Origin of the sequence: Pseudomonas sp. PA-7-1E (assembly GCF_021605325.1) — a bacterium.
Lineage (GTDB): Bacteria > Pseudomonadota > Gammaproteobacteria > Pseudomonadales > Pseudomonadaceae > Aquipseudomonas > Aquipseudomonas fluorescens_BV.
The window spans coordinates 1-19,105 of record NZ_WKFA01000039.1 but is presented as its reverse complement, the minus strand read 5'-3'; the positions used below and the strand labels follow the sequence as shown (position 1 = coordinate 19,105).

Genomic DNA, 19,105 nt, shown 5'->3' with positions numbered 1-19,105 from the left:
GACGTGGATAGTCCCATTCAAGACAGTCTGCTGGGCGATCCCGGTGTCAGCCTGATGGGTTCTGACCTAGGTCTCGAAGCCGTGATGGCTGCAGCCAGAAAGCGCTATAAATGGATGCCCTTATGCGCCGTCGAGGAGTGGATCATCCTAGACGCCATCGTCACCGACGAAGAGCGAGCCAAAGTAGCCGCCGCAGGCTGCCAACCAATGTTTATGTTTGCCCACAAAGTTGTTGACGATGAGCAGAGGCGTTTCGAGCCAGGCCATTGGGTGAGGTCGAGTATGGGTACTGCGTTCAACGACGGTTTTCTGTTCGAAACTCGGAATTCCGTCTACGTGCTGCTGGGCCCAGGGCATCGTAAGTCTGCTTCTATCGAAGCGATATTTTCCCTTTTCTGATTACCAACCGGTTCTGCTGGGCAACTGACGTGCTCCAGCAGCTTGAGGCGACACATGTTCAGAACCTTAGACAACGACCTGATAGGCGTTCCAGGAATGTTCGGGGAAGGCGTGTCCCATTGGCGTGGAGTCTCAAGGCTGCTCCGAACGCCTTGGTATCACTTAACCCTTAGCGTCGAAAACGAGGGTCGGCTCAGCGAGTGCGCGGTGATGATTGACGACACCCACCAGCTTCAAAAAATGTTGGTAAGCCAAGGTGCGGATTTAGCTATCACTGAGATTATGGCTGTGACGCCATCTTGGATGAATAAGTCCGGAGGCTGGCAGATGGAGCGGTTAACCAGAGTAACCGTAGGTGAGGACAGTATGGGCTCTGAGGTCTGCTTACTGGAAGTGGGTGAGGGGGCGGTGTATCACACCTCGCACCAGCCAGATTTCAAAGTCGAAGCGCTGACAAATCTGAGACCCATCTTTCTCTTGAGCATGATTCAAGGACATTGATGCTACCAATAATCCTGCACGGTATTAGCGCGCCTGGTTCCGTGCGGAATTCTGTTAACGCCGTACGGACTGCCACCGGAGCGCAATGATGCTGGACACTTTAGATGTAAACTTTCATGGAAAGCGCCATACAGATTTCGATCTCAAGCGAATAATCAAAGCCCAGGAACAAGGCTTTGAAGTGCCAGTGACCGCGTACCTCTGCGGTGTTTCCATCAGGTCACGATCAGGTATCGGTGTAGTTTTTGGCCACAAGCGAAAAGACCAGTATGGGCGGTTTGGTGACGGCCATTTGATCCGTACTTCTGATGTTCTGAAAGTCGAACGCGAGGGGAGATTCTGGGTGATGACGACCGTAAATTCTCGGTACGTGCTCGCTACTTTCCAACGGGAAAATGGACGTACTAGCTTGCGCGATTACCTTCGTCTTTCTCAGGCGATTCATCAGACACCTCCGATACTGCAGTGATGTTCGGAGGGGAGTTGCCATGTCGAAGAACCTACCTCCGATCTATGGGGATATCGGTGTTAGGTTCGAGAAGTACGACACTTTGAGAACACTTCCCCTTTGAGCGGTCGCCCCCGTACTCGTGGTTCTCGCGGATTGAGTTTGTCTTTCATCAGCGTTTATTGGCGTGCCCTGCGGGCTGGCTGTCGTGAACCAAGTCCCGTGCCGGGCCTCGGCCCTAACGGGCTTCCATCCGCACGCCTTCGGCCTGTGGCCTGCGCGCTCCGCTTGCGTTACGCGAAGGGCGGCGTAGCTCACCGCATACCCAAGCAATGGCGTCAGGCTGATGACAAGGCTGTGACCGAGGCAGTGAACTGTCTTTTCCGTTCGGGGTTTGAGTACAGTGTTGTCCAGTAAGGCATCCTCACCTAGATGAATACTAAGTTCTTGTGTCGGCTGGACTTGTTCCATGTTATGAGTAGCGCAAGACTGGACTCAAAGGGGCCTGGTGGATCCACTATATCTTACCGTACTCCAATCAGTGCTCCTGCCTTAAGTTCAAAATGTTCAATTTTCGTTGGAGTTGTAAGGCGAAGAGTCTAGTTGGCGATGAGACTATGAAGCTTGTAGTCTAATGATTTCTCGTTTGTTTGCATTGGTCTTCTTTAATTCCGTAGCCCGTGCACCCCCAAAACTCTCCAAATGCACCTTTACGTAATTTCATGGGGCGCCCACACTTCTCACATATTTTAATTGAGAGACCACAGGCTACGTTATTGCAGGTGCTAGCACTCCGTGAGTCAACTGAGGGGGCGCGACAATTAGAGCAAACCCTTGCCTTTCCAACCTGGCAACCCCGGCCCGTACTACAAAAGTAGAATTCTCCGTACACGCCATTTTTGAGTCTGAAGTATCCATCTTGACAGTTGGGACATTTGAAGATTTTACGGTATTTATCTTGGAATGCGTTGGATGCAATATTCAATTCGTACTTAGGGCTGAGCATCTCACTAATAAAGTCAGAAGGAGCTTGTGGGTCGGCAATTATGTACACCTTCTTCTTGGCACGCGTAATTCCGACATACAGTAGCCGCCTTTCCTCAGAATGAGGGAACGAGTCCAACGAAGGGAGTAGAGCCTCTATGATTGCTTCGTCTTTGTTTTCATTGGGGAATCCCAAGCGCCCTTGAAAGAAGCCAATCAGTACGCAGTAATCGGCCTCAAGGCCTTTTGACTTGTGAAAGCTCCAGAAGCTAATATTTGCCTGGAGTTTTGCGCTAGTTAAATTTAATTTTGCGGATTCTAGTAAATAGTTATATCGAGCAATAACTGCGATGCTGCCGTTAGTGTCATTGGCTCTGATCTTTTGAACCACCTCTTTAACTCTTTCGTATACGCCGTCTTTTCCAGTGGATTTGTCGTCAAGTAAGTATACCTGTGACTGGGTCAGCTTGATGTGGGTTTCGATATGTTTCTTATACTGCTCAGGGTTCTCCATAATAAACTGCCCTGCAGTATTGGCGATGCTATTGTTGTAGCGGAAAGTTTTTTGCAGTTTTGTCTCCGTATAATCTCCGACTAGCTCACCAAAACGAGTGGTCAGCTCTAATTTGCCGCCAGAGAAGCGATAGATAGACTGCCAGTCGTCCCCTACTACGGTCAGGGACGGTTGTGGCCCTTTTTCGATAAGGGATGTAATAAGCTCCATGCGCGCGACTGAAATATCTTGAAACTCGTCTACTAAAATATACTTCCATTTGGGGATGTATTGTTCGCTATTGATAGAATGGATTGCACGGATAATCATGTCATCGAAATCGATAGCGTTTTGATCTTTTAGTTCCTGGATATATCCTGCGTGTATGGCATCTAATATTTCTGCGATTTGATTGGGTTGGGCTATGCCTGCCTTGTTGAATCTGTCGATCATAGATTCTTTGGTCAGCCTTTCCACACGAATTGCCTGCAGCGCCTTCGTCATTAGGTCACTCCAGGTTGCAATGCGCCCTTCCTCGCGAAGCTTTTTAAGTATCTCTTCTGGATCCTTTGGCTTACAAACGATACCGTGCTCTGTAAGTCTTGCCTCCAAGCCTTCAAGCAAAGTTCCTTCGATCCACTCGTAGTGAAACGTCTCTATAAGATTTGTTTCGCATTCGATATGCAGTGCCCGCTTGCTAAGCATGGACTCGTTGTACTTTGCCGAATCAATGTCGGGTCGAGTACCACCATTTCGATCTACACCGAAGTGCTCTATGTAGATGCTCGTGTCTTTGATGTAAAAATCCGGGCGGTAGTCAAAGCCGATTTCTATACGTCGCTTACTTACGTAAGGTGCTTCGTATGTGTATTCAACTCCATTTAGGTACATAAAGTTAGCAATTAAAAGCTCTTGATAGCCTTTAACCCTCTCTCCGTTAAGTGTTCTGAGTTCATTGTCCCTAACATATCTCTCGTACTCAGCCTGAGTCTTGAAATCGAAAGGGTTCGTTGGCTCAGGGAATAAGTTAACAAAGTTAAGCAGTCTTGAGTTGTCTGACTTAAGATATGTCTCCAGCCATGATGTGACCCACTGCTTGAATTTTATTTCATCTTCAGTGAAAGCGCTCATGTGAGTTGATATGCCTGAATCCCGAAGAAGCTTTCTTCCAAGCGCGTGAAAAGTTGATATTTGCGGAAGCGACTCGAGCGTAATATTGCTTTTATTAGCTTTATCACTCAATCGTTCTTTAAGCTCTTCAGCGGCAGATCGGTTGTATGCAAGTACCAAAATTTCCGAAGGTTTCGCCAATTGACGTTCAATTAGATCTAGTGCTTTAGCGACCATGACAGAGGTTTTACCAGTTCCAGCAGCTGCCAGAACCATATTCTTGTCATTGGAGCGTAAGACACCTAGGCGCTGCTCATGGGTTAAAGGATTTGATTCAACCAGATCAAAAAACGCCGCTCGATTTTCCAACTGAATTTTCTCGTGGTGCTGACGAAGAAACTCAGAAGTGACGGGGTGAAAGCTAATTATCTCCTTGATCTTACTTATATAGTTTGGTTTAAGTAAGGTGTCCCAAAGATCAGCTTGAGCGCTGTAACGACTGCTTAATGTCTTGCAAAGGTTGAAAATTAGGTCTATTCGCGAGTCCCTGGGATACTCACGAATTACATAAGTGTTGAATTCGGTGAAAACCCTGTCCAGGCGTTCGCTTATGTGTTCAGCAATAATTGTATTCAGCGTTTCAAGAAATATATCGGAGCCGTTGCTTTTAAGAAAGCGATATTTTAGAGTGGAGATGCCAGTGTTAATTATTAGTGTGCAACCCCAAAAGCCCTTTTTAAATATTGCGAACTCGGTGCTGTCGAAAATTAAATGAGACTCGAATGAGGTGTCTTTATTTAAACATATAAGTGAGTTTTTTTGTATGGATATACAGCTTTTACCTAGCATGCTGCCTATGAGGTTAAATTTTAGCTCCGCTTTGAGTTTAGGCATATGCATCTATTCTTTAGGTATAAAGTGGGGGGCGATTTGACTAAGTGTACGCTGGCAGGCTGCCTCGGTGTGCTGCGTTAAATGGTAGTAATCCATGTTTAAGTTCACTCATTACTCTTAGGCGGCCGCTTACGCCTTCAAGTTAAGCAAGTCAAATATAACCTTGGCAAATTTACTGGCCTTAGCTGGGTCAGATAACAACTGCATCATTTGATTTTGGTGAGCCTCTCCACTGTCCATAATTGCGTCATCGACCGCGTTGGCAAAGTTGCCCAGTAACGCTTGCTCGGCGGTATTGTTGGCCAGTTGCTGCATCACCAACTGATTCTCACTGACCTTGTCCCGGATGGTGTAGGCGTAATTCACCATGTCTTTGTCAGTAAGCTGATCCGTCACAAATAGCTCGTTGAGCCGGTCTAGAATCTGAGAAAGCAGCTCTTCCTTTTTATCCTTCGCCTTAGCTGAACCAAGTCCCTCACCAGGCACAAGCTTATGGTCTGCTGAGTCCTCGATTAGCTTAAGGTCTTGCTGGCTGATCTTTGAGACCCGGTAATGACTGAGCAGGATACTGTCCAAGTCAATATCATCCTCGTCCACAGCGGTTTCGCGCAACATTGGGCTTAGATTGCGCGCATATAGGCTGAGCTTTTCCAGCTGCTTGTCATCGTAGTCGACGATCTGCGACATGAACTCATAGAAGCGCACGAAAGTGCCGAGATCCTTTTTGAAGATGTCCAAGGCATCCTTGGCTTGCTTGCATTCCTTCAGGTCGTTTTCAGCGTTGGCGATCAACACTGCATCCTGCGTCTTTTTAATTCGCTCAAAAATGTCCTTCGAGTGCGCGTAGGCGTCAACCGCCAGCTTGTAGCTTTTCGTCCATCGCTCGACTGCTGGCTTACAAATGTTGGCAATCGCCGCGTTGCTTTTGTTTTTGACGAAGAAGGCTTCGCAGAACTGCTCAACCTCGTTCGACTTGTAAATTCCCGCCGCATTGAGCTTTTCAAACAGATCGAAGATCAAGTCTGGATTGGACACGTCGGCCAGTTCTGCTGTCTGAAAATACGGCTGGAACGAGTCGAGGATGTCTTGTGGATCGTTGAAGAAATCCAGGATAAAAGTGCCTACTGCTGCTTTGCCAGGATACGTCCGGTTCAAGCGTGACAGGGTCTGTACGCACTCGACGCCGCCGAGCTTTTTGTCCACGTACATGGCGCAGAGCTTGGGCTGGTCGAACCCGGTCTGAAATTTGTTGGCAACGATCATCACCTGATAATCATCGCTATCAAAGGCTTTGCGCATGTCACGGCCTTTGAGGAAGGGATTCATGTTGCTCTCGGTGTATTTGTTACCGATTAGGGCCACGGCGTTCGGGTCTTTCTCGTTGAACTCTACCTCACCGGAGAACGCGACCATGGCATGGATTTTTTGGTAACCCTTGTCGACGATGTATTTGTCAAAGCACAGCTTATAGCGCACGGCTTCTTTGCGTGAGCTGGTCACTACCATGGCCTTGGCTTGTCCACCCAATAGGCCCATTACGTTGCTACGGAAGTGCTCGACGATTACCTGTACCTTTTGCGCGATGTTGTACTCGTGCAGGCGCACCCACTGGTTGAGTTTGACCTTGGCTTTTTTGCTTTCAACCTCCTGATCCGCCTTGTCGATTTTTTGCGCCAGGTTGTAGGCCACCTTGTAGTTGGTGTAGTTCTTCAGCACATCGAGAATAAAGCCCTCTTCAATAGCCTGGCGCATGCTGTACACATGGTAGGCCTCAGGCTTGTTGGTTTTAGAGGGTAGTTCGGCGGGTTTAGGCAAACGGCCAAACAGCTCCAGCGTCTTGGTTTTTGGCGTGGCGGTGAACGCAAAATAACTGAGGTTTTTTGACGCGCGGCGTGACGCCACGGCGGCATCGAGAATGTCCTCAGAGCTGAGCTCGTCCTCACCATCAGCCTCAGCCTCAATCATCAGCACTTCTTTCAGCTGCCGCGCTGTAGAGCCAGTTTGCGAGGAGTGTGCTTCGTCGGCAATGATCGCGTAGCTGCGCTCTTTCAGGCTGACGCTGTTTTCGATGGCGCGCAGCACATAAGGAAAGGTCTGGATTGTGACGATAATAATCGGCTGTGAGTTTTCCAGTGCGGCCGCGAGCTTCTCCGATTTGGAGCCGTCACCTTCCTGATTATTGATGCGGCCAACGGCACCATCGACGTGTTCAAACTGGTTGATGGTGTCTTGTAGCTGATCATCCAGTACGGTGCGATCCGTCACCACAATCACTGAGTTGAATTGCTTGCAGCCCTGCTCGTCGTAGAGCGCAGATAGTTGATGCGCGACCCAGGCAATCGAGTTGGACTTACCGGAGCCGGCGCTGTGCTGGATCAAATATTTATGCCCAGGGCCTTCAGTGCGGGCGTCAGTGACCAATTTATTCACCACATCCCACTGGTGATAACGCGGGAAAATCAGGCTTTCTTTTTTGTATTTATGGCCCTGCCAGTCTTCCTTCTCTTCAATTTGTAGGTGCACAAAGTGCCCGAGAATCGCGAGCAAGTTACTGGGTAGCAACACCTCGTTCCACAGGTAATCAGTGGCGTACTGGTTAATGTCTGCCGGCGCATCATTACCAGCACCGCCGACCGAGGTGCCTTTGTTAAACGGCAGGAAGAAGGTGTCTGTCCCCTCCAGTCGCGTGGTCATATAGACCTCGTACTGGCTCACGGCAAAATGCACCAGGGCGCCTCGCTTGAAGGTCAGCAGCGGTTCGGGCTTTTTGGTCACCGGGTCGGTGGCAAGCCGGGTGGTTTTGTATTGCTTAATGGCGTTGTGGACGGCCTGCTTGAATTCGGATTTCAGCTCCAGTGTGGCTACTGGTAAACCGTTTACAAACAACACCAGGTCGATTCGCCAGGCTTTGGCCTTGCTGCCGGTTTGTTCGAGGTGTTCTTGTGTGGCCCAAGGTGAATACACCAGCTCCGGCACCACCCGGCAGCGGTTCTTGGCATAACGGATCAAGGTGTCAGGGTTTAGCTCGTGCTCAGGCTTGAACTGGCACAGGCTGAAACGAGTACCACGATGGCGTAGTTCGTGGCGCAACACGCCTAAGGTGCCGAAGGTGCGCATCTCTTTACTGGCGGCGTTGGGGTCGGTTTTATTCAGCTGGCTGGCGACCCGCTCAAGAAAGTGCTGCCCAGGTTGGGAGGGGTATAGCGCGCAGAATCTTTGCCACTGCTCGGGCTGGGTATCTTGCACAAACCCCAGCAGGTCTTCTGGGTACAAGGCCAGTTCACGGTTGTAGTGTTCGGCTTTGCCAAGCAACCAGCCGGTACTGACCAGATGCTTGAGCATGTCGTTTTGAAACATCAGTTCGCCGGCTTTGCTCATTGCGTCGCTCCTTGCGCTAATTCTGGATGTGCATCAAGCAAGACCGCAGCCATGGCGGTTTCGTGCTTCTTCATGGCTGTATCGCACCAGTCGATATCGTCATTTATCGAAGAAAATATATCTGCCAATTTTAATGATTGAATTATGCCTTTGTTAAGGCCCGCCCTGAACATTCCTTTTTTCTCAACGGGGTCTTTATCGCTATAGGTCGAGTTCTCGCCAACGGACAACAACGCAAGATTACCAAAGCGATCCAGCTGAGTGATTTCACCTGTGTTTTTACTTTGAGGGCTGACATGTTCTACTGAGGTAACATGGCGCATACGAAAAATAGTGGCGCTACCCTTCAAAATCTCTGGTCTCACAGGTTTATTGTCGGGATCGTCAGCATTGAACCAGCACTCCCAGAGTAAATACTCAAGCTTGTAAAACCAATAATGCGGAGTATCTGTGCCTAGGCCGTCACACAGTGCAAAGGTATCACCCACGCCCAAAATCTCCTGCAGGCTTTTGCCTCTGGCGACCGTTCGCGCATAACGTGCATCTTGCTGTGTTAGCCCATTCAGCACGTTCTTGGCGTCATCAAGTTGGGCACCTGGCTCATATAATGCTTTCAGCACTTCCGTCAACCAAGGCACACGGGTCAAGTCTTGACTGAAATACATCATGCTTTGCAGCATGCTGATGGAGTCCCAGTGTTGGCCGGTACGCTTAGTTCGCTGATTGTTTTTGGAAGGTTCTGCTAATGGTGAGGCAATCTCCCAGCGCGTCGCCACGTGACTGCTCTCATGAACATGGCCTTTAATCATAAAATTGTCCATGAGTAGCCGACAGCGCAGCAAACAATGGATAAACGCCTTGCACTGCGTCTTGTCACCAAACGGTTTGTGCTGATGCTCGAGGTTACTCGGAAAATGCTTGTCAAACTCAGCAAGCAGTTTTTTATGATCGACCGAAACACCCGCATGGTCACTACTAGGTGTGGAGTCACCAACAAACACTCTCAACACATGCAGCAAAAAAACTGGAAATGAAACGAAGCTTTTATACTTCGTGGATAATTCTTCGTCAGTGTCTACAGTGTTTGTTTTTGCATTTGGGGTATTAAGTATGTGCGCTAATGTCCGTGTACCCTCTACTAAAGAGTCTGTACCACCCTCACTTCGGGTAGTTACCTTACTCAGCAAGTGAGTTCCAATGTGGTGTGCGCTTCGCCCATAGTCGAGTTCGGCCTGTAAGCTGTTTTTAACATATCCATCAATGTCGGCGCACAGATCCCACGCCCAAGCATAAACCCGTCGCTCTACCTCTGGCAGTTGGTTGAGCAATCGCGCCTTGAGAATTTCATGTTTTTCGAGCTGCACGCCACGGCTATTCATGCTGTCAAAAAATCGATTCTTATCGGTCTCTTGATGCAGCTTGGTAACGACGAAGGTGGCCTTGGCCCATAGATAGTCACTGAATGCCTGCACTCGACCAGCGCCTGTCATACCTTCCTCTTGCTGAGGCTGGTTGGCCAGTCTGTTGAAGAAGTTGATTATCGTTTTGCGGGCAACAACCATAGCTTCGTTTTTTAACCAGCCATTGCATTCAGTGCTCGATGCGCAACCACAGTCGCAGCCCCAGTTGCGCATGAAAGCCGCCAATGCCTGCTTGTCTTGCTCGCGACCAGAGAAATCCAACCGGGCGACTGGTGGTTGCTTGGCGCCGACAGCCATAAAGCTTCGCCACTTGGGTAACGAGTCAAGGCTTAAACCTAGCGGTGCAGTCACCAGCACGGAGGCAATAAGCCATAAGGTGGTCATGCGCTGCTGGCCGTCAATGAGTTCAAGACGGCCATCATCAATTGGGCTGACGACCACCGCGCCGATAAAATATTCGGTGTCTGACTGCTGCTGGTAAGCCTCCCAGACGTCCTGGAGCAAGCACTCGACGTGCTGCGTCTCCCACGTGTACAGGCGCTGGTAGATGGGAATCAGAAAGGGTGTGTCCAGCGCAGGAATGTGTCCTGCGTGCTCTTCACTGCCGCTGACCATACGCTGTGCACTGTATTTATTCGCCGTAAGCTCATGGGGGCGATTAGGCATGTTGCTCATCCTTGAAGAACTTGGCGTGCAAGACAGTCGCTAAAGACGTGTGGCTATTCAAATGCGGGCTATTACCCGCCGCGTAGGTGCTTACGAACGCCTTGAGATAACGTCGTATCACTGGCCTTTTTTTGGTTTTTTCCACCTGCGCTGGCTCAAATTTCAGTAGCGCTTGTGCCTGTTTGCCACTCAGTTTTTCGATCAGAGCCACGGCCTGCAGTGAGGATGGGCATTGCAACAGGTCGGCAAAAATTTCATTTTTTGCAAAATGATTTTCTACGGTGCTGCGGCGTAACGAGCCTTCGGTAATGCGCAGGCTGAACACGTATTGATCTGCCAAGGTCGCAAAGGAGGCAAAGCGTTCATCCTCAGCAAAGCGATCCAGATAAAACACTAGCATCGCTAGCCATATTTCGATTAACCGTGAATAGCCGGCATCCTGCCCTTGCTCAACCGCACGATGGAGCTGCAGCAAACGCCCGTGTAGGGTTGCATTCTGCTGCTCTGGTTCAACGAGCGTTGAATTGCCTGACGTAATGTCCAGCGGGAAATGCTGTTTATACAGCTCGGTGTATTTGGCGATATAAAAAAAGAACTGCTCGCCGCCCAATAGCGGCTGATTCAGCTGTAACGGTAAGCGGGGGAGGCTGCGCTCTTCGATTGCAATCTGCTTGCCGTGGACATTGACCTGCGTGGTGAATGTGAACGCACCGGCCTCAGCCTGGCTAGCCTCATAGCTGACCTTCCAGTCGCGATAAAAGCTCACCGCCGTCGGTGGGGACAGCTGTATGGTCTTCGGGCTATCGGCTGTGGGCTTCGGTGTCTGCACGGCGAACTCTTTCACCAGTTGCAAGTCGTCGACCTTCCTACCACGCTGGCGAAGACGCGTGCGTGCCAGAATCTGTTCGGTCAAGAAATAGGCTAGGCGCTGGCCGTTACCGACCTTTTGCCTCTCATACGCCTCCCACAGGTTAGAGCAGCCAATACCCACGCTGGCGTCCGAGACCACGGCGCGAAGGTGGCGGGCCTTGAGCAAGTCAAAATCGCTGAGGCGCTTGCCAGAGGTATTTTGACTATCGAAAAAGGCAAAGGCTTGGTCAATCGAGGTGATGCTAATTACCACAAATTGGAGTTTATCCAGCAGTGCGAGCTTATTGCTCTGCAACCTGATGCCTGGCTCAGTAGCCAGATAGCGCTTAATTTGCTGAGAGTTGGCCGCCAAGTTCTGCTGCGACTGGCTGTCAGGGAATTCCGCCTGCAGCAATTGTTTGACTGCCAGTGGTTCACTCATCCCCAGTGCATGCAGCAACAACACCAAGGTCAAACTGCGTTGCTGGCCATCGACGAGATGGTCTTTAATGCCCGTAATCTCTGCGGACTCCTGGTGCAGGATTATCGTGCCGAGAAACAGTGGAGCTTGAGGGGAGGTTGTCTCGGCTGGCTGGAGCTGCTGCTCGATGTCAGCCAACAACGAGGCCACTTGCCCTGACCCCCAGCAATAGCGGCGCTGGTACTCTGGGATGGCCAAAGGTCGCTCGACCAACTCCCGTAGCCTGTGTGTGGCAACTGTTACAGCGTTCAGGCCAGTCACGCTGTCAGCGCCTTTACAGGCTCACAGTGGTCAAGTACGGGTACACTACAAAAAGCTCGCATGACGCTACCGACATTGGGGGCTTTTTTTTTCAGCTTGCTGGCGACCCTATCGAGAAAGTTCAGCTCTGGGGGGCAGGGGTATAGCGCGCAGGTTTTTTGCCACTGCTCGGGCTGAATATCTTGCACAAACTCCTGCAGGTCTTCGGGGGACAAGGTCTGATCACGGTTGTAGTGTGCAGCCTTGCCCAGCAGCCAACCCTTGGCAACAAGATGCTTTAGCATATCGTTCTGAAAGGTTAGCTCGTTAGCGTTGCAGCCACCCAATGCATTCATGCAGCTACTTCCTTGTCGGTTAGGCTGGATTCTGGTGCGACCCAACCTCTGACGTCGATTTTACCGGTGACAGCGGCGGAGATTAGAGCTGTGCGGCGTTCCTGCATTAAAGAAATAGCTTCAATGATTTTCTTCTCCGCAAAATTTATACTACCTTCTACTTCTGCCAAATAAGAAGCTATTCTTTTTTGCTCCTCAAAACTTGGCCTGCAGAAGTACATGGCCGAAATTCTTTCAATATTTAAGTTTGGCTGAGCACTTTGAGTTGCAGTGCTTTCAAGAACCTGAATGGCTGCTAAGAAAGTGTAGCGAAGATAATTAATATCTAATTCCGCGCAAGGATAGAAACCCACTATACTGTCTGGCCCGTAGCTGTCAAATTCAAGTATCGCCGTACTGCCAAGCTTCGCTCCCACTATTCCCATCATCAAAGTTCCTGCTGGGAATTTTTGACTTATTTTTATTCCTTCGTCATTTAAAGTTTGCGTATATGCTTTGATTGTTACCTCGGAATTTGCGATGTCCCCAGTCTGAATAAATGGGTAATCCCCATCATAGAATCTAGGATCATTTCTTGGGCGGTGGGTAAATTTTCCTCGGTAAACTCTTGTAGCCTTTCCTACCATCAATACATCCCACTCCTCTGGCACTTCCCCCAACCACTCAACCCCCGAATCACGCATTTTGGCGTGTGGGTTCAAACCTTTGGTAACGGCATGGCTAATCACGGCCTGACGTTTTTCTTTTAGCAGTTGGATTAGCTGTTGTTGCTTTTCGATCAGAGTGTCGATTTTTGCGGTTTCATGATCGAGGAAGTTGGAAATGCTTTCCGATTCGTTAGCCGGAATAGGTACAGCCATCAATCCAATGAAGTCCCAACTTGCCCTCGGCATTTTTGACCCGTAGGTCGATGCGTTAACTTGATTGATAAACTCGTCAGTCAGTGTGTAGTAGTGCAAAAAGCCGGGAGAAGTCTTCTTGTCTGTTAAAACAATAAATTCAGAGGAGCAGGTGCCCGAGAAGTTAGCCAGCCAAGATTTGGCAAGGTACGGCCTAAGCTTTCCAAAAAGAACATCTCCTTTTAAAAAGGATAAGGAAAGCCCTTCGGGAGCGATATCATCTTTAGCGAGGTACTTACCATTTCCAGACTCAATGTTTTCCATGCCGACATATCTCTGCATGGATCCTACTTCAGTTCTGTTGCCATTTAAGTCAACGCTATATTTAAGTCGGATGCAACTCCAGCTTTTCGGAATAATCCCCAGCCACTCAACTCCCGAATCCTTATACTCAGCATACGGCTTATATCTCCCAGCCATTATGAATGTACCTCTTGCAGCAGCTGCATAATTTCTGCTGACACGGCATCTAGATCGGCATCAATCTCGAGCAAATCCCTTGGCGGTTGATATTGGTAGAAATGCCGATTAAAGGGGATTTCATAACCGACAATGCCGACTTCCTGATCCTTCGTGTCTTTCTTGCTGGCATCGATCCAGGCATCAGGCACGTGCGGCTGCACCTCCTTTAGGAAGTAGGCCTCGTTAATGGCGTTAACGCTCTTGCTCGGGTCAAGCGCGACATTCTCGTTGTCGCGCAGCTCACTGTCTGGTTGGTACTCCAGCACCTCGCCGTCGACGGCGAACAAGCCATATAGGGGATTGGCTTTCGCTTTGTGAACTTTCTTGATGACCTTGGCGGCGGATGGGTTCTTCCAGCTCACCGCATCGATAATCTGCTTTTTGTCTTTGGCATCCAGAGTAATACCTTGTTGCTTGCAGGCGGCCTTGATCGCGTCATCAAAGGTGTTCATGTCGTCGTGCTGGGTAGTGCCGATGCTGGCCTGCAGGCCTTGTGCCTTGGCTAAAAGCCGCTTCTGATCCAGCCATGTTGTTCTGTTGAGCAAATCCTTGATGTGCTTCTCTTTCAGGTCGGCGAAGTGCAGTTTGAAATAACGGCGAATGGCGTCTTCATGTGCGCTCAGGTCACCGTAACGCTTACAGGTGTCATCATCGCTCCAGTCCTCACCCTCTACGGCGCTGTACTCTTGGTAGAGCCATTTCATGGCACTGTTGAGGGCGCCGGAGGCGTAGCGGCATTCAGCGATGCGTGCGTCACTAAATTGGTAGGACTGCCGTAAAGGGCGCTCGATGCTGATGCGGCGGTAGCCAAACTCATAGCTGTTGAAGATCTTGCTGGCGAAGGTCTTGGCGACCTCGGCTTTGGGGTTGGCAGCCTGGCGGCCGCGATTGCTTTTCTGTACGGCTTGTTTGTCTAGCTCATAGGCATCGACGGCGGCAAAACTACCGAAGGCGCGGATTACCGTAGCGATATCGCTTTCATCCATTTCATTGCGCTTGGAGCCGAGGGATTTACGCATTTTTCCGCACATGTTGACGCCATTGATCAGCTGTACCTTGCCCTTGCGCTCTGCGGACTTTTTGTTCGACAGCACCCAGACATAAGTCGAGATACCAGTGTTGTAGAACATATCGGTGGGCAGCGCGACGATGGCTTCGAGTAAGTCGGATTCTAGAATGTGGCGGCGAATTTCTGATTCGCCAGAGCCAGCACCACCGGTAAACAATGGCGAACCATTGAGTATGATACCGATTCGACCGCCGCCCTGAGAGCCGTCGCGGAGCTTGCTGATCAAGTGCATCAGAAACAATAACGAGCCATCGCTAACCCGTGGCAAGCCAGCACCAAAGCGGCCGTTGAAGCCTTTTTGCGTGTGCTCATCGTTGATGTCTTGCTCGATCTTTTTCCAGTCCACGCCAAAGGGTGGGTTGGAAAGCATGTAGTCAAATTCAGTGGCGTACAGTTGATCGTTCGACAGGGTGTTTCCGAGCTTAATGTTGCTGACGTCTTGGCCTTTGATCAGCATGTCGGCTTTGCAGATTGCATAACTCTCGGGGTTAAGCTCCTGCCCATAGGCGCGCATCACCGCCTGCGGGTTCAACTCATGCACGTATTCCATGCCCGATGAGAGAAAGCCGCCAGTGCCGGCCGTAGGGTCGTAAATGGTGCGAATGATGCCGGGCTTGGTCAGCGCATCATCGTCTTCAATAAACACCAGGGAAGTGGTGAGGCGCACGATGTCGCGGGGGGTAAAGTGCTCCCCAGCGGTGTCATTCGAGCTTTCCGCAAATCGGCGAATCAACTCTTCAAACACTAGGCCCATGTCGTGGTTGGAAACAGCCGCAGGGCTTAAGTCCGTCTTCTGTACCTTCTGCACAACCTTGTAGAGCAGGTTGGCATCGTTCAGTTGCCCGAGAAACTCGGTGAATTTGAAGTGTTCGAAGATTTCTCGTGCGTCTTTGGAAAAGCCTTGCAGATACGACTCAAGGTTAGCCTTAATACCGGATTCACCGAGCTTGGACAGATCCATTTTCGAGATATTGAAAAACGACAGACCACCGCTAGCGCGCAGGAGTAGTTTTTCCTGGGCTTCTTCGGAGATATTGAGTTGCTGGACGCGTGCATGCTCCACCAGCACCGCCGCTTTGCTTGCCTCCAACACGCACTCTAGGCGACGCAACAAGGTGAACGGCAAAATGATGCGACCGTACTGGCTTTGCCTAAAGTCACCACGGAGTAAGTCGGCTAAAGACCAGATGTAGGCTGCCAGGTTGTTGGAGGCTTGCGACATTCGTAGAATTTCCTTGCGATGCTGTGCAGTTGTTTTGACGGTACCCGCACGATTGAAAAGATTTGGCGGCATTATGCTGCAACGGCAGCGCTTCGCTGAGTCGGAGGCTGAAATTCGATGAAAGCCGAGCGGCTCCTGGTGAAAAAGAGGGAATAACTGGCGCTACGAGCTTGGCATACCGCAACAAGCCTGCGCGAGCTGAATCAGCACCGCCCGACTGTAAGTTTACGGTCTGAGGTCAGCCGGGATGGTGTTCAGCGCAAAGCTCGATTTCAGATAGAGGTCACTATGACCAACACCTCGAAGCCGAAGCCCAAACCTCGACGAGGCCGTCCGAAGCTTGAGTCGCAGCAGGTGCTGTATCAAATCAAGGTATCGGGTTGGGATATGTCTTGGTCGCTCAACTTGGCGCGTCCGGACTTTTCCAGGGCAAATGAAGGCCATTTCAGTGAGCACATGATCCTCACCTTCAAAGGCGTAGTGGTGTACCCAGAGCATTTCAAATACCCAGAGGCCGAGTGTCAGCTCTATGCTGACGCGCGTCTATTTAAAGACGCCGAAGCTCCCAGAGGCATCGGATCCATGACAGCAAGCGGGAAGCGGCTGGCTGTCTTCGTATCTGTGCCCCGTGGGCGTATGAGCTCATTGATCGGTGCAGCCGAAAGGCTTCTGTCGCTGGAGCTTTACGCGACCCCGTTGCATTATCGGAGAGGGCTGGTGAAGTCGATCCATTTAGGCACAGAACCGGAGCCGGACTGGTAAGGCCGAGTGAACATGGCCCTTGTTCAATGTGTTCCGGGGCGATGGATCAGTCACAAGCTCGCTGCGCTACATCGAATTGACCGAAACCACTTCTACATACCTGTATTTTTTCTTGGCTGCTTTAACAGCTTCCTGCTCTGCCAGGAGAGTGCTCAGCGTGTCGGCCTCATGAATCAGCTCGTACGTTTTGCCTTCAAATTCATTGCCCACCCGCAGCGTCACCCTCAGCCTCGGAGTGAACGCCTTTGCGATTTTCTTTTTCTGCGCGGGCTTCACCGGTTGAGCAGGCCCGATCTCCGGAACAGGTGCCTGTACCGGAGTGACGCTCACCTGTTCTACTGGCGTGGGGTTGCCAAAGAGAGCTCGGCGCATCTCTTCTTCATTCAATTCTGGGTTCATTCGATTTCCGGTGGATGATGTGGAGCTGACCTAATTCTAACAGTCGAGCAGTCCTTTGAGAGCGTGGAAAACCTGGGGCGTCAGCCACCAAGTCGCTGAGACCTGAGCGCAGCAGGAATCTAGGTGCGCTTCGTGAGGCTGCTCCAGCAAGCGGAGCGCGCAGGCGTGAGGATGGAAGCCCGGAGGGCCCAGACAGCAGCGGGCACCGCTCGGGCTGGGTTTACGACAGCCGACCCCAAGGGGGCACGCCCTGAACGCAAAGGAGTTTCTCAGCGCTCCTGTCGCAAGCTACTATCGACGAGTGGCAGAGGGCAGGCGACCTACCAGTGGATTCTGGGTCAGTCATCCAGGTGCTGCGCCAAATTAGTTAACCAAGTCTAGCGGAGTCCGGCTGTCGATCACCTTGTAGATCAGGTCACGCTTACCGCGTGGCAATTTCTTTACCACACTTTTCGCCGATGCTCTGATGGCTTCGTCTGTTCCATGGATGCGTGCCGCGAGGAGCAGTACGAGCGAGGCATCAGTCAGATTCATAACATGGCCCTATCAAACGTAAAGCGCAGTATATCCGCGCGCTCTTGCTGAATGCGTCGGAATGATTCCTGTGATCGTCAACCGCGTCTCGTCGGACGACACTACGTCAGTTATGGTGTTGGCAGTCCTTCAAGGGCTGGATTGGGACACACCCTTGCGCTAAGTTAGTACCAACGACTGCGTTCACTGGAGAGAGCACATGTGTCTACGTGAAGAAGACTGGATCTAACGCATCAGATTGTAGCAAAAGTGGGCTTCCTGCGACCTGAGTGCAGCTTGCCCCACCCACTAGAAAGCGCAGCGCGAATCCAAATTCGCTGCGCCAGACTACCCTGTCCATGCGAGCACCAAGCAAGCGAAGCGCGCGGGCGTGCAGGATGTCAGCCCGAAGGGCCGAGACTTGACTTGCTACGGCTCGGTTCACGACAGCCCTCCGCCAGCGGCGGCACGCCACGACCGTAGGCCAGCTTCAACCAACCTGAAAGAGGCTGGAATGACCCACGTTGAACTCCGAAAGCTTGAGCGCACCAGACGGAGTGCCCTCTGGGAAATTGCCAGACTCCTTCCAGGTGACCCAAAGGCAGCCGATACCTTGGCCATCCTTGACGACCTCGACGCCCAAGAGCGAACCGGGATGCCCTCAACCGCTGAACCACTCGAGCTGAAAGAGGTTCGTGACTCTGTCCCAGTGCAGCATCACAACTGCGGAATCGACATAGTCTTGGAACTAACCATTCCTCAGCCATGGAGGGAGCGTTTCCAGCAGGCGAGCATCGGTTCGACACGGGTGGTCGAGGGGCCTTACGCCACGGACTGGGATAAATTCCTGGTCAGGTGGGAAGCAGAGATGCGCCACTTGGAGCAGCATAGGGCTGTGAGAAACAAACCTGGAGCAGATTGAGGAGTCGACGGGCATGGCAGAAGACGACGATTACACTGTGTACTGCGACATTCAAATGCCGGTGGCCCAAGGCCGAGAGCTGCTGGAGCTAGTGAACGCACTGCGAGAGTCGAAAGCTCACCCAAGTCTCGGTAGGGTCTTCCAGCACATGCAGCACGAACTCAGTACATCCATTGACATCATCGAGAATCCACCATCTTGGGGCCCTTGGTGCCAATAAGGACATCAGTAGAGCCTTCAGAGCTCTGCATCCCAAGAATCCTTGATCGAGATAGGTCTAGTCACCGAACATCTCGTTGATTTCCGTATCAGCACGGCCTAGCGACTTCATCGAGATGCTTCCAGCGTCATTTTCGCCAACGTGCCAGAGTGCAAATTTCGGAAGGTTGAGCCAAGTCGGAGGCTTCGGCGCAACTGGATACGCCGAGCGAGTTTCATAGGTAGCTAAACCGTCGATTATCGATACAAGCGCAATACCGTGCGCTGTCGCGTACTTTATCGCTCCTGATTGTAACCGTCCGGCCATGTCATCTACCCAGCCCCGCAAAGCCAAGACATCGTGTGCACTCAAATTTAAGTGAGCACCAGATCTAGCCTTTTAAACGGGTATTTCATGCAGCCAACACTCGGTTCCTAT

Annotated in this window: 14 protein-coding genes and 1 pseudogene; 6 read left to right on the top strand and 9 right to left on the bottom strand. The window is 51.0% G+C overall.

Going from position 1 to position 19,105, the window contains the following annotated elements:
• The first annotated feature begins 3 nt into the window (after positions 1 to 3).
• The 3 genes from GIW79_RS20945 to GIW79_RS20935 all read left to right on the top strand — a co-directional run bounded on the left by GIW79_RS20945 (position 4) and on the right by GIW79_RS20935 (position 1,369).
• The gene (locus GIW79_RS20945; protein WP_236454978.1) at positions 4 to 399 is read left to right on the top strand and encodes a DUF6957 family protein; all 396 of its coding nucleotides are present in this window, start codon (positions 4 to 6) and stop codon (positions 397 to 399) included.
• Positions 400 to 453: 54 nt separating this feature from the next.
• Positions 454 to 900, top strand: coding sequence for a hypothetical protein (locus tag GIW79_RS20940; RefSeq protein WP_329605977.1), 447 nt, complete (start codon positions 454 to 456; stop codon positions 898 to 900).
• A gap of 88 nt (positions 901 to 988) precedes the next feature.
• A complete protein-coding gene (locus GIW79_RS20935; protein WP_236454974.1) occupies positions 989 to 1,369 on the top strand; it encodes a hypothetical protein in 381 nt (126 codons plus the stop codon).
• Positions 1,370 to 1,979: 610 nt separating this feature from the next.
• Here the strand turns inward: GIW79_RS20935 and GIW79_RS20930 are convergent.
• From GIW79_RS20930 to GIW79_RS20900, 7 genes are all read right to left on the bottom strand, one after another.
• Positions 1,980 to 4,829 (bottom strand): UvrD-helicase domain-containing protein, encoded by a 2,850-nt coding sequence (locus GIW79_RS20930; RefSeq protein ID WP_236477410.1) that lies wholly within the window; start codon positions 4,827 to 4,829, stop codon positions 1,980 to 1,982.
• A 129-nt stretch (positions 4,830 to 4,958) separates the two neighbouring features.
• Positions 4,959 to 8,207 carry a type I restriction endonuclease subunit R gene (locus tag GIW79_RS20925; protein WP_236455955.1) on the bottom strand — a complete coding sequence of 1,083 codons (3,249 nt, stop codon included), beginning with the start codon at positions 8,205 to 8,207 and terminating at the stop codon, positions 4,959 to 4,961.
• Positions 8,204 to 10,294 (bottom strand): DUF262 domain-containing protein, encoded by a 2,091-nt coding sequence (locus GIW79_RS20920; RefSeq protein ID WP_236455957.1) that lies wholly within the window; start codon positions 10,292 to 10,294, stop codon positions 8,204 to 8,206. Before GIW79_RS20920 ends, GIW79_RS20925 begins: the two co-directional genes overlap by 4 nt.
• Complete coding sequence (locus GIW79_RS20915; RefSeq protein WP_236455966.1) at positions 10,287 to 11,885, bottom strand: DUF262 domain-containing protein; 1,599 nt, start codon at positions 11,883 to 11,885, stop codon at positions 10,287 to 10,289. The genes GIW79_RS20920 and GIW79_RS20915 overlap by 8 nt, the downstream gene beginning before the upstream one ends.
• Entirely contained in the window at positions 11,882 to 12,220 is a 339-nt protein-coding gene (locus GIW79_RS20910; RefSeq protein ID WP_236455968.1) for a hypothetical protein, read from the bottom strand. Before GIW79_RS20910 ends, GIW79_RS20915 begins: the two co-directional genes overlap by 4 nt.
• The gene (locus tag GIW79_RS20905) at positions 12,217 to 13,383 is read right to left on the bottom strand and encodes a restriction endonuclease subunit S (RefSeq protein WP_236455978.1); all 1,167 of its coding nucleotides are present in this window, start codon (positions 13,381 to 13,383) and stop codon (positions 12,217 to 12,219) included. Before GIW79_RS20905 ends, GIW79_RS20910 begins: the two co-directional genes overlap by 4 nt.
• Before the next feature lie 155 nt (positions 13,384 to 13,538).
• The gene (locus GIW79_RS20900; protein ID WP_236455980.1) at positions 13,539 to 15,872 is read right to left on the bottom strand and encodes a type I restriction-modification system subunit M; all 2,334 of its coding nucleotides are present in this window, start codon (positions 15,870 to 15,872) and stop codon (positions 13,539 to 13,541) included.
• 288 nt (positions 15,873 to 16,160) lie between these two features.
• Here GIW79_RS20900 and GIW79_RS20895 point away from each other — a divergent pair, with 288 nt between their 5' ends.
• A complete protein-coding gene (locus tag GIW79_RS20895; RefSeq protein WP_236455981.1) occupies positions 16,161 to 16,634 on the top strand; it encodes a hypothetical protein in 474 nt (157 codons plus the stop codon).
• Positions 16,635 to 16,700: 66 nt separating this feature from the next.
• Here the strand turns inward: GIW79_RS20895 and GIW79_RS20890 are convergent, their stop codons facing one another.
• Both GIW79_RS20890 and GIW79_RS20885 read right to left on the bottom strand, forming a co-directional pair.
• The gene (locus GIW79_RS20890; protein ID WP_236455991.1) at positions 16,701 to 17,033 is read right to left on the bottom strand and encodes a hypothetical protein; all 333 of its coding nucleotides are present in this window, start codon (positions 17,031 to 17,033) and stop codon (positions 16,701 to 16,703) included.
• A 338-nt stretch (positions 17,034 to 17,371) separates the two neighbouring features.
• Positions 17,372 to 17,567, bottom strand: a pseudogene (locus GIW79_RS20885) (DUF7740 domain-containing protein).
• A gap of 493 nt (positions 17,568 to 18,060) precedes the next feature.
• On the opposite strand from GIW79_RS20885, the gene GIW79_RS20880 reads away from it, so the two are divergent.
• Positions 18,061 to 18,468, top strand: a complete 408-nt coding sequence (locus GIW79_RS20880; protein WP_236455994.1) for a hypothetical protein — start codon at positions 18,061 to 18,063, stop codon at positions 18,466 to 18,468.
• Positions 18,469 to 18,481: 13 nt separating this feature from the next.
• Positions 18,482 to 18,688, top strand: a complete 207-nt coding sequence (locus GIW79_RS20875) for a hypothetical protein (protein WP_236455996.1) — start codon at positions 18,482 to 18,484, stop codon at positions 18,686 to 18,688.
• Positions 18,689 to 19,105 lie beyond the last annotated feature (417 nt).

What these genes read in the sequence shown, in the direction of transcription:
- GIW79_RS20940 (WP_329605977.1), top strand. Translation starts at nt 454, where the DNA reads ATGTTCAGAACCTTAGACAACGACCTGATAGGCGTTCCAGGAATGTTC.
- GIW79_RS20935 (WP_236454974.1), top strand. Translation starts at nt 989, where the DNA reads ATGCTGGACACTTTAGATGTAAACTTTCATGGAAAGCGCCATACAGAT.
- GIW79_RS20930 (WP_236477410.1), bottom strand. Translation starts at nt 4,829, where the DNA reads ATGCCTAAACTCAAAGCGGAGCTAAAATTTAACCTCATAGGCAGCATG.
- GIW79_RS20925 (WP_236455955.1), bottom strand. Translation starts at nt 8,207, where the DNA reads ATGAGCAAAGCCGGCGAACTGATGTTTCAAAACGACATGCTCAAGCAT.
- GIW79_RS20920 (WP_236455957.1), bottom strand. Translation starts at nt 10,294, where the DNA reads ATGCCTAATCGCCCCCATGAGCTTACGGCGAATAAATACAGTGCACAG.
- GIW79_RS20910 (WP_236455968.1), bottom strand. Translation starts at nt 12,220, where the DNA reads ATGAATGCATTGGGTGGCTGCAACGCTAACGAGCTAACCTTTCAGAAC.
- GIW79_RS20905 (WP_236455978.1), bottom strand. Translation starts at nt 13,383, where the DNA reads ATGGAAAACATTGAGTCTGGAAATGGTAAGTACCTCGCTAAAGATGAT.
- GIW79_RS20900 (WP_236455980.1), bottom strand. Translation starts at nt 15,872, where the DNA reads ATGTCGCAAGCCTCCAACAACCTGGCAGCCTACATCTGGTCTTTAGCC.
- GIW79_RS20895 (WP_236455981.1), top strand. Translation starts at nt 16,161, where the DNA reads ATGACCAACACCTCGAAGCCGAAGCCCAAACCTCGACGAGGCCGTCCG.
- GIW79_RS20890 (WP_236455991.1), bottom strand. Translation starts at nt 17,033, where the DNA reads ATGAACCCAGAATTGAATGAAGAAGAGATGCGCCGAGCTCTCTTTGGC.
- GIW79_RS20880 (WP_236455994.1), top strand. Translation starts at nt 18,061, where the DNA reads ATGACCCACGTTGAACTCCGAAAGCTTGAGCGCACCAGACGGAGTGCC.
- GIW79_RS20875 (WP_236455996.1), top strand. Translation starts at nt 18,482, where the DNA reads ATGGCAGAAGACGACGATTACACTGTGTACTGCGACATTCAAATGCCG.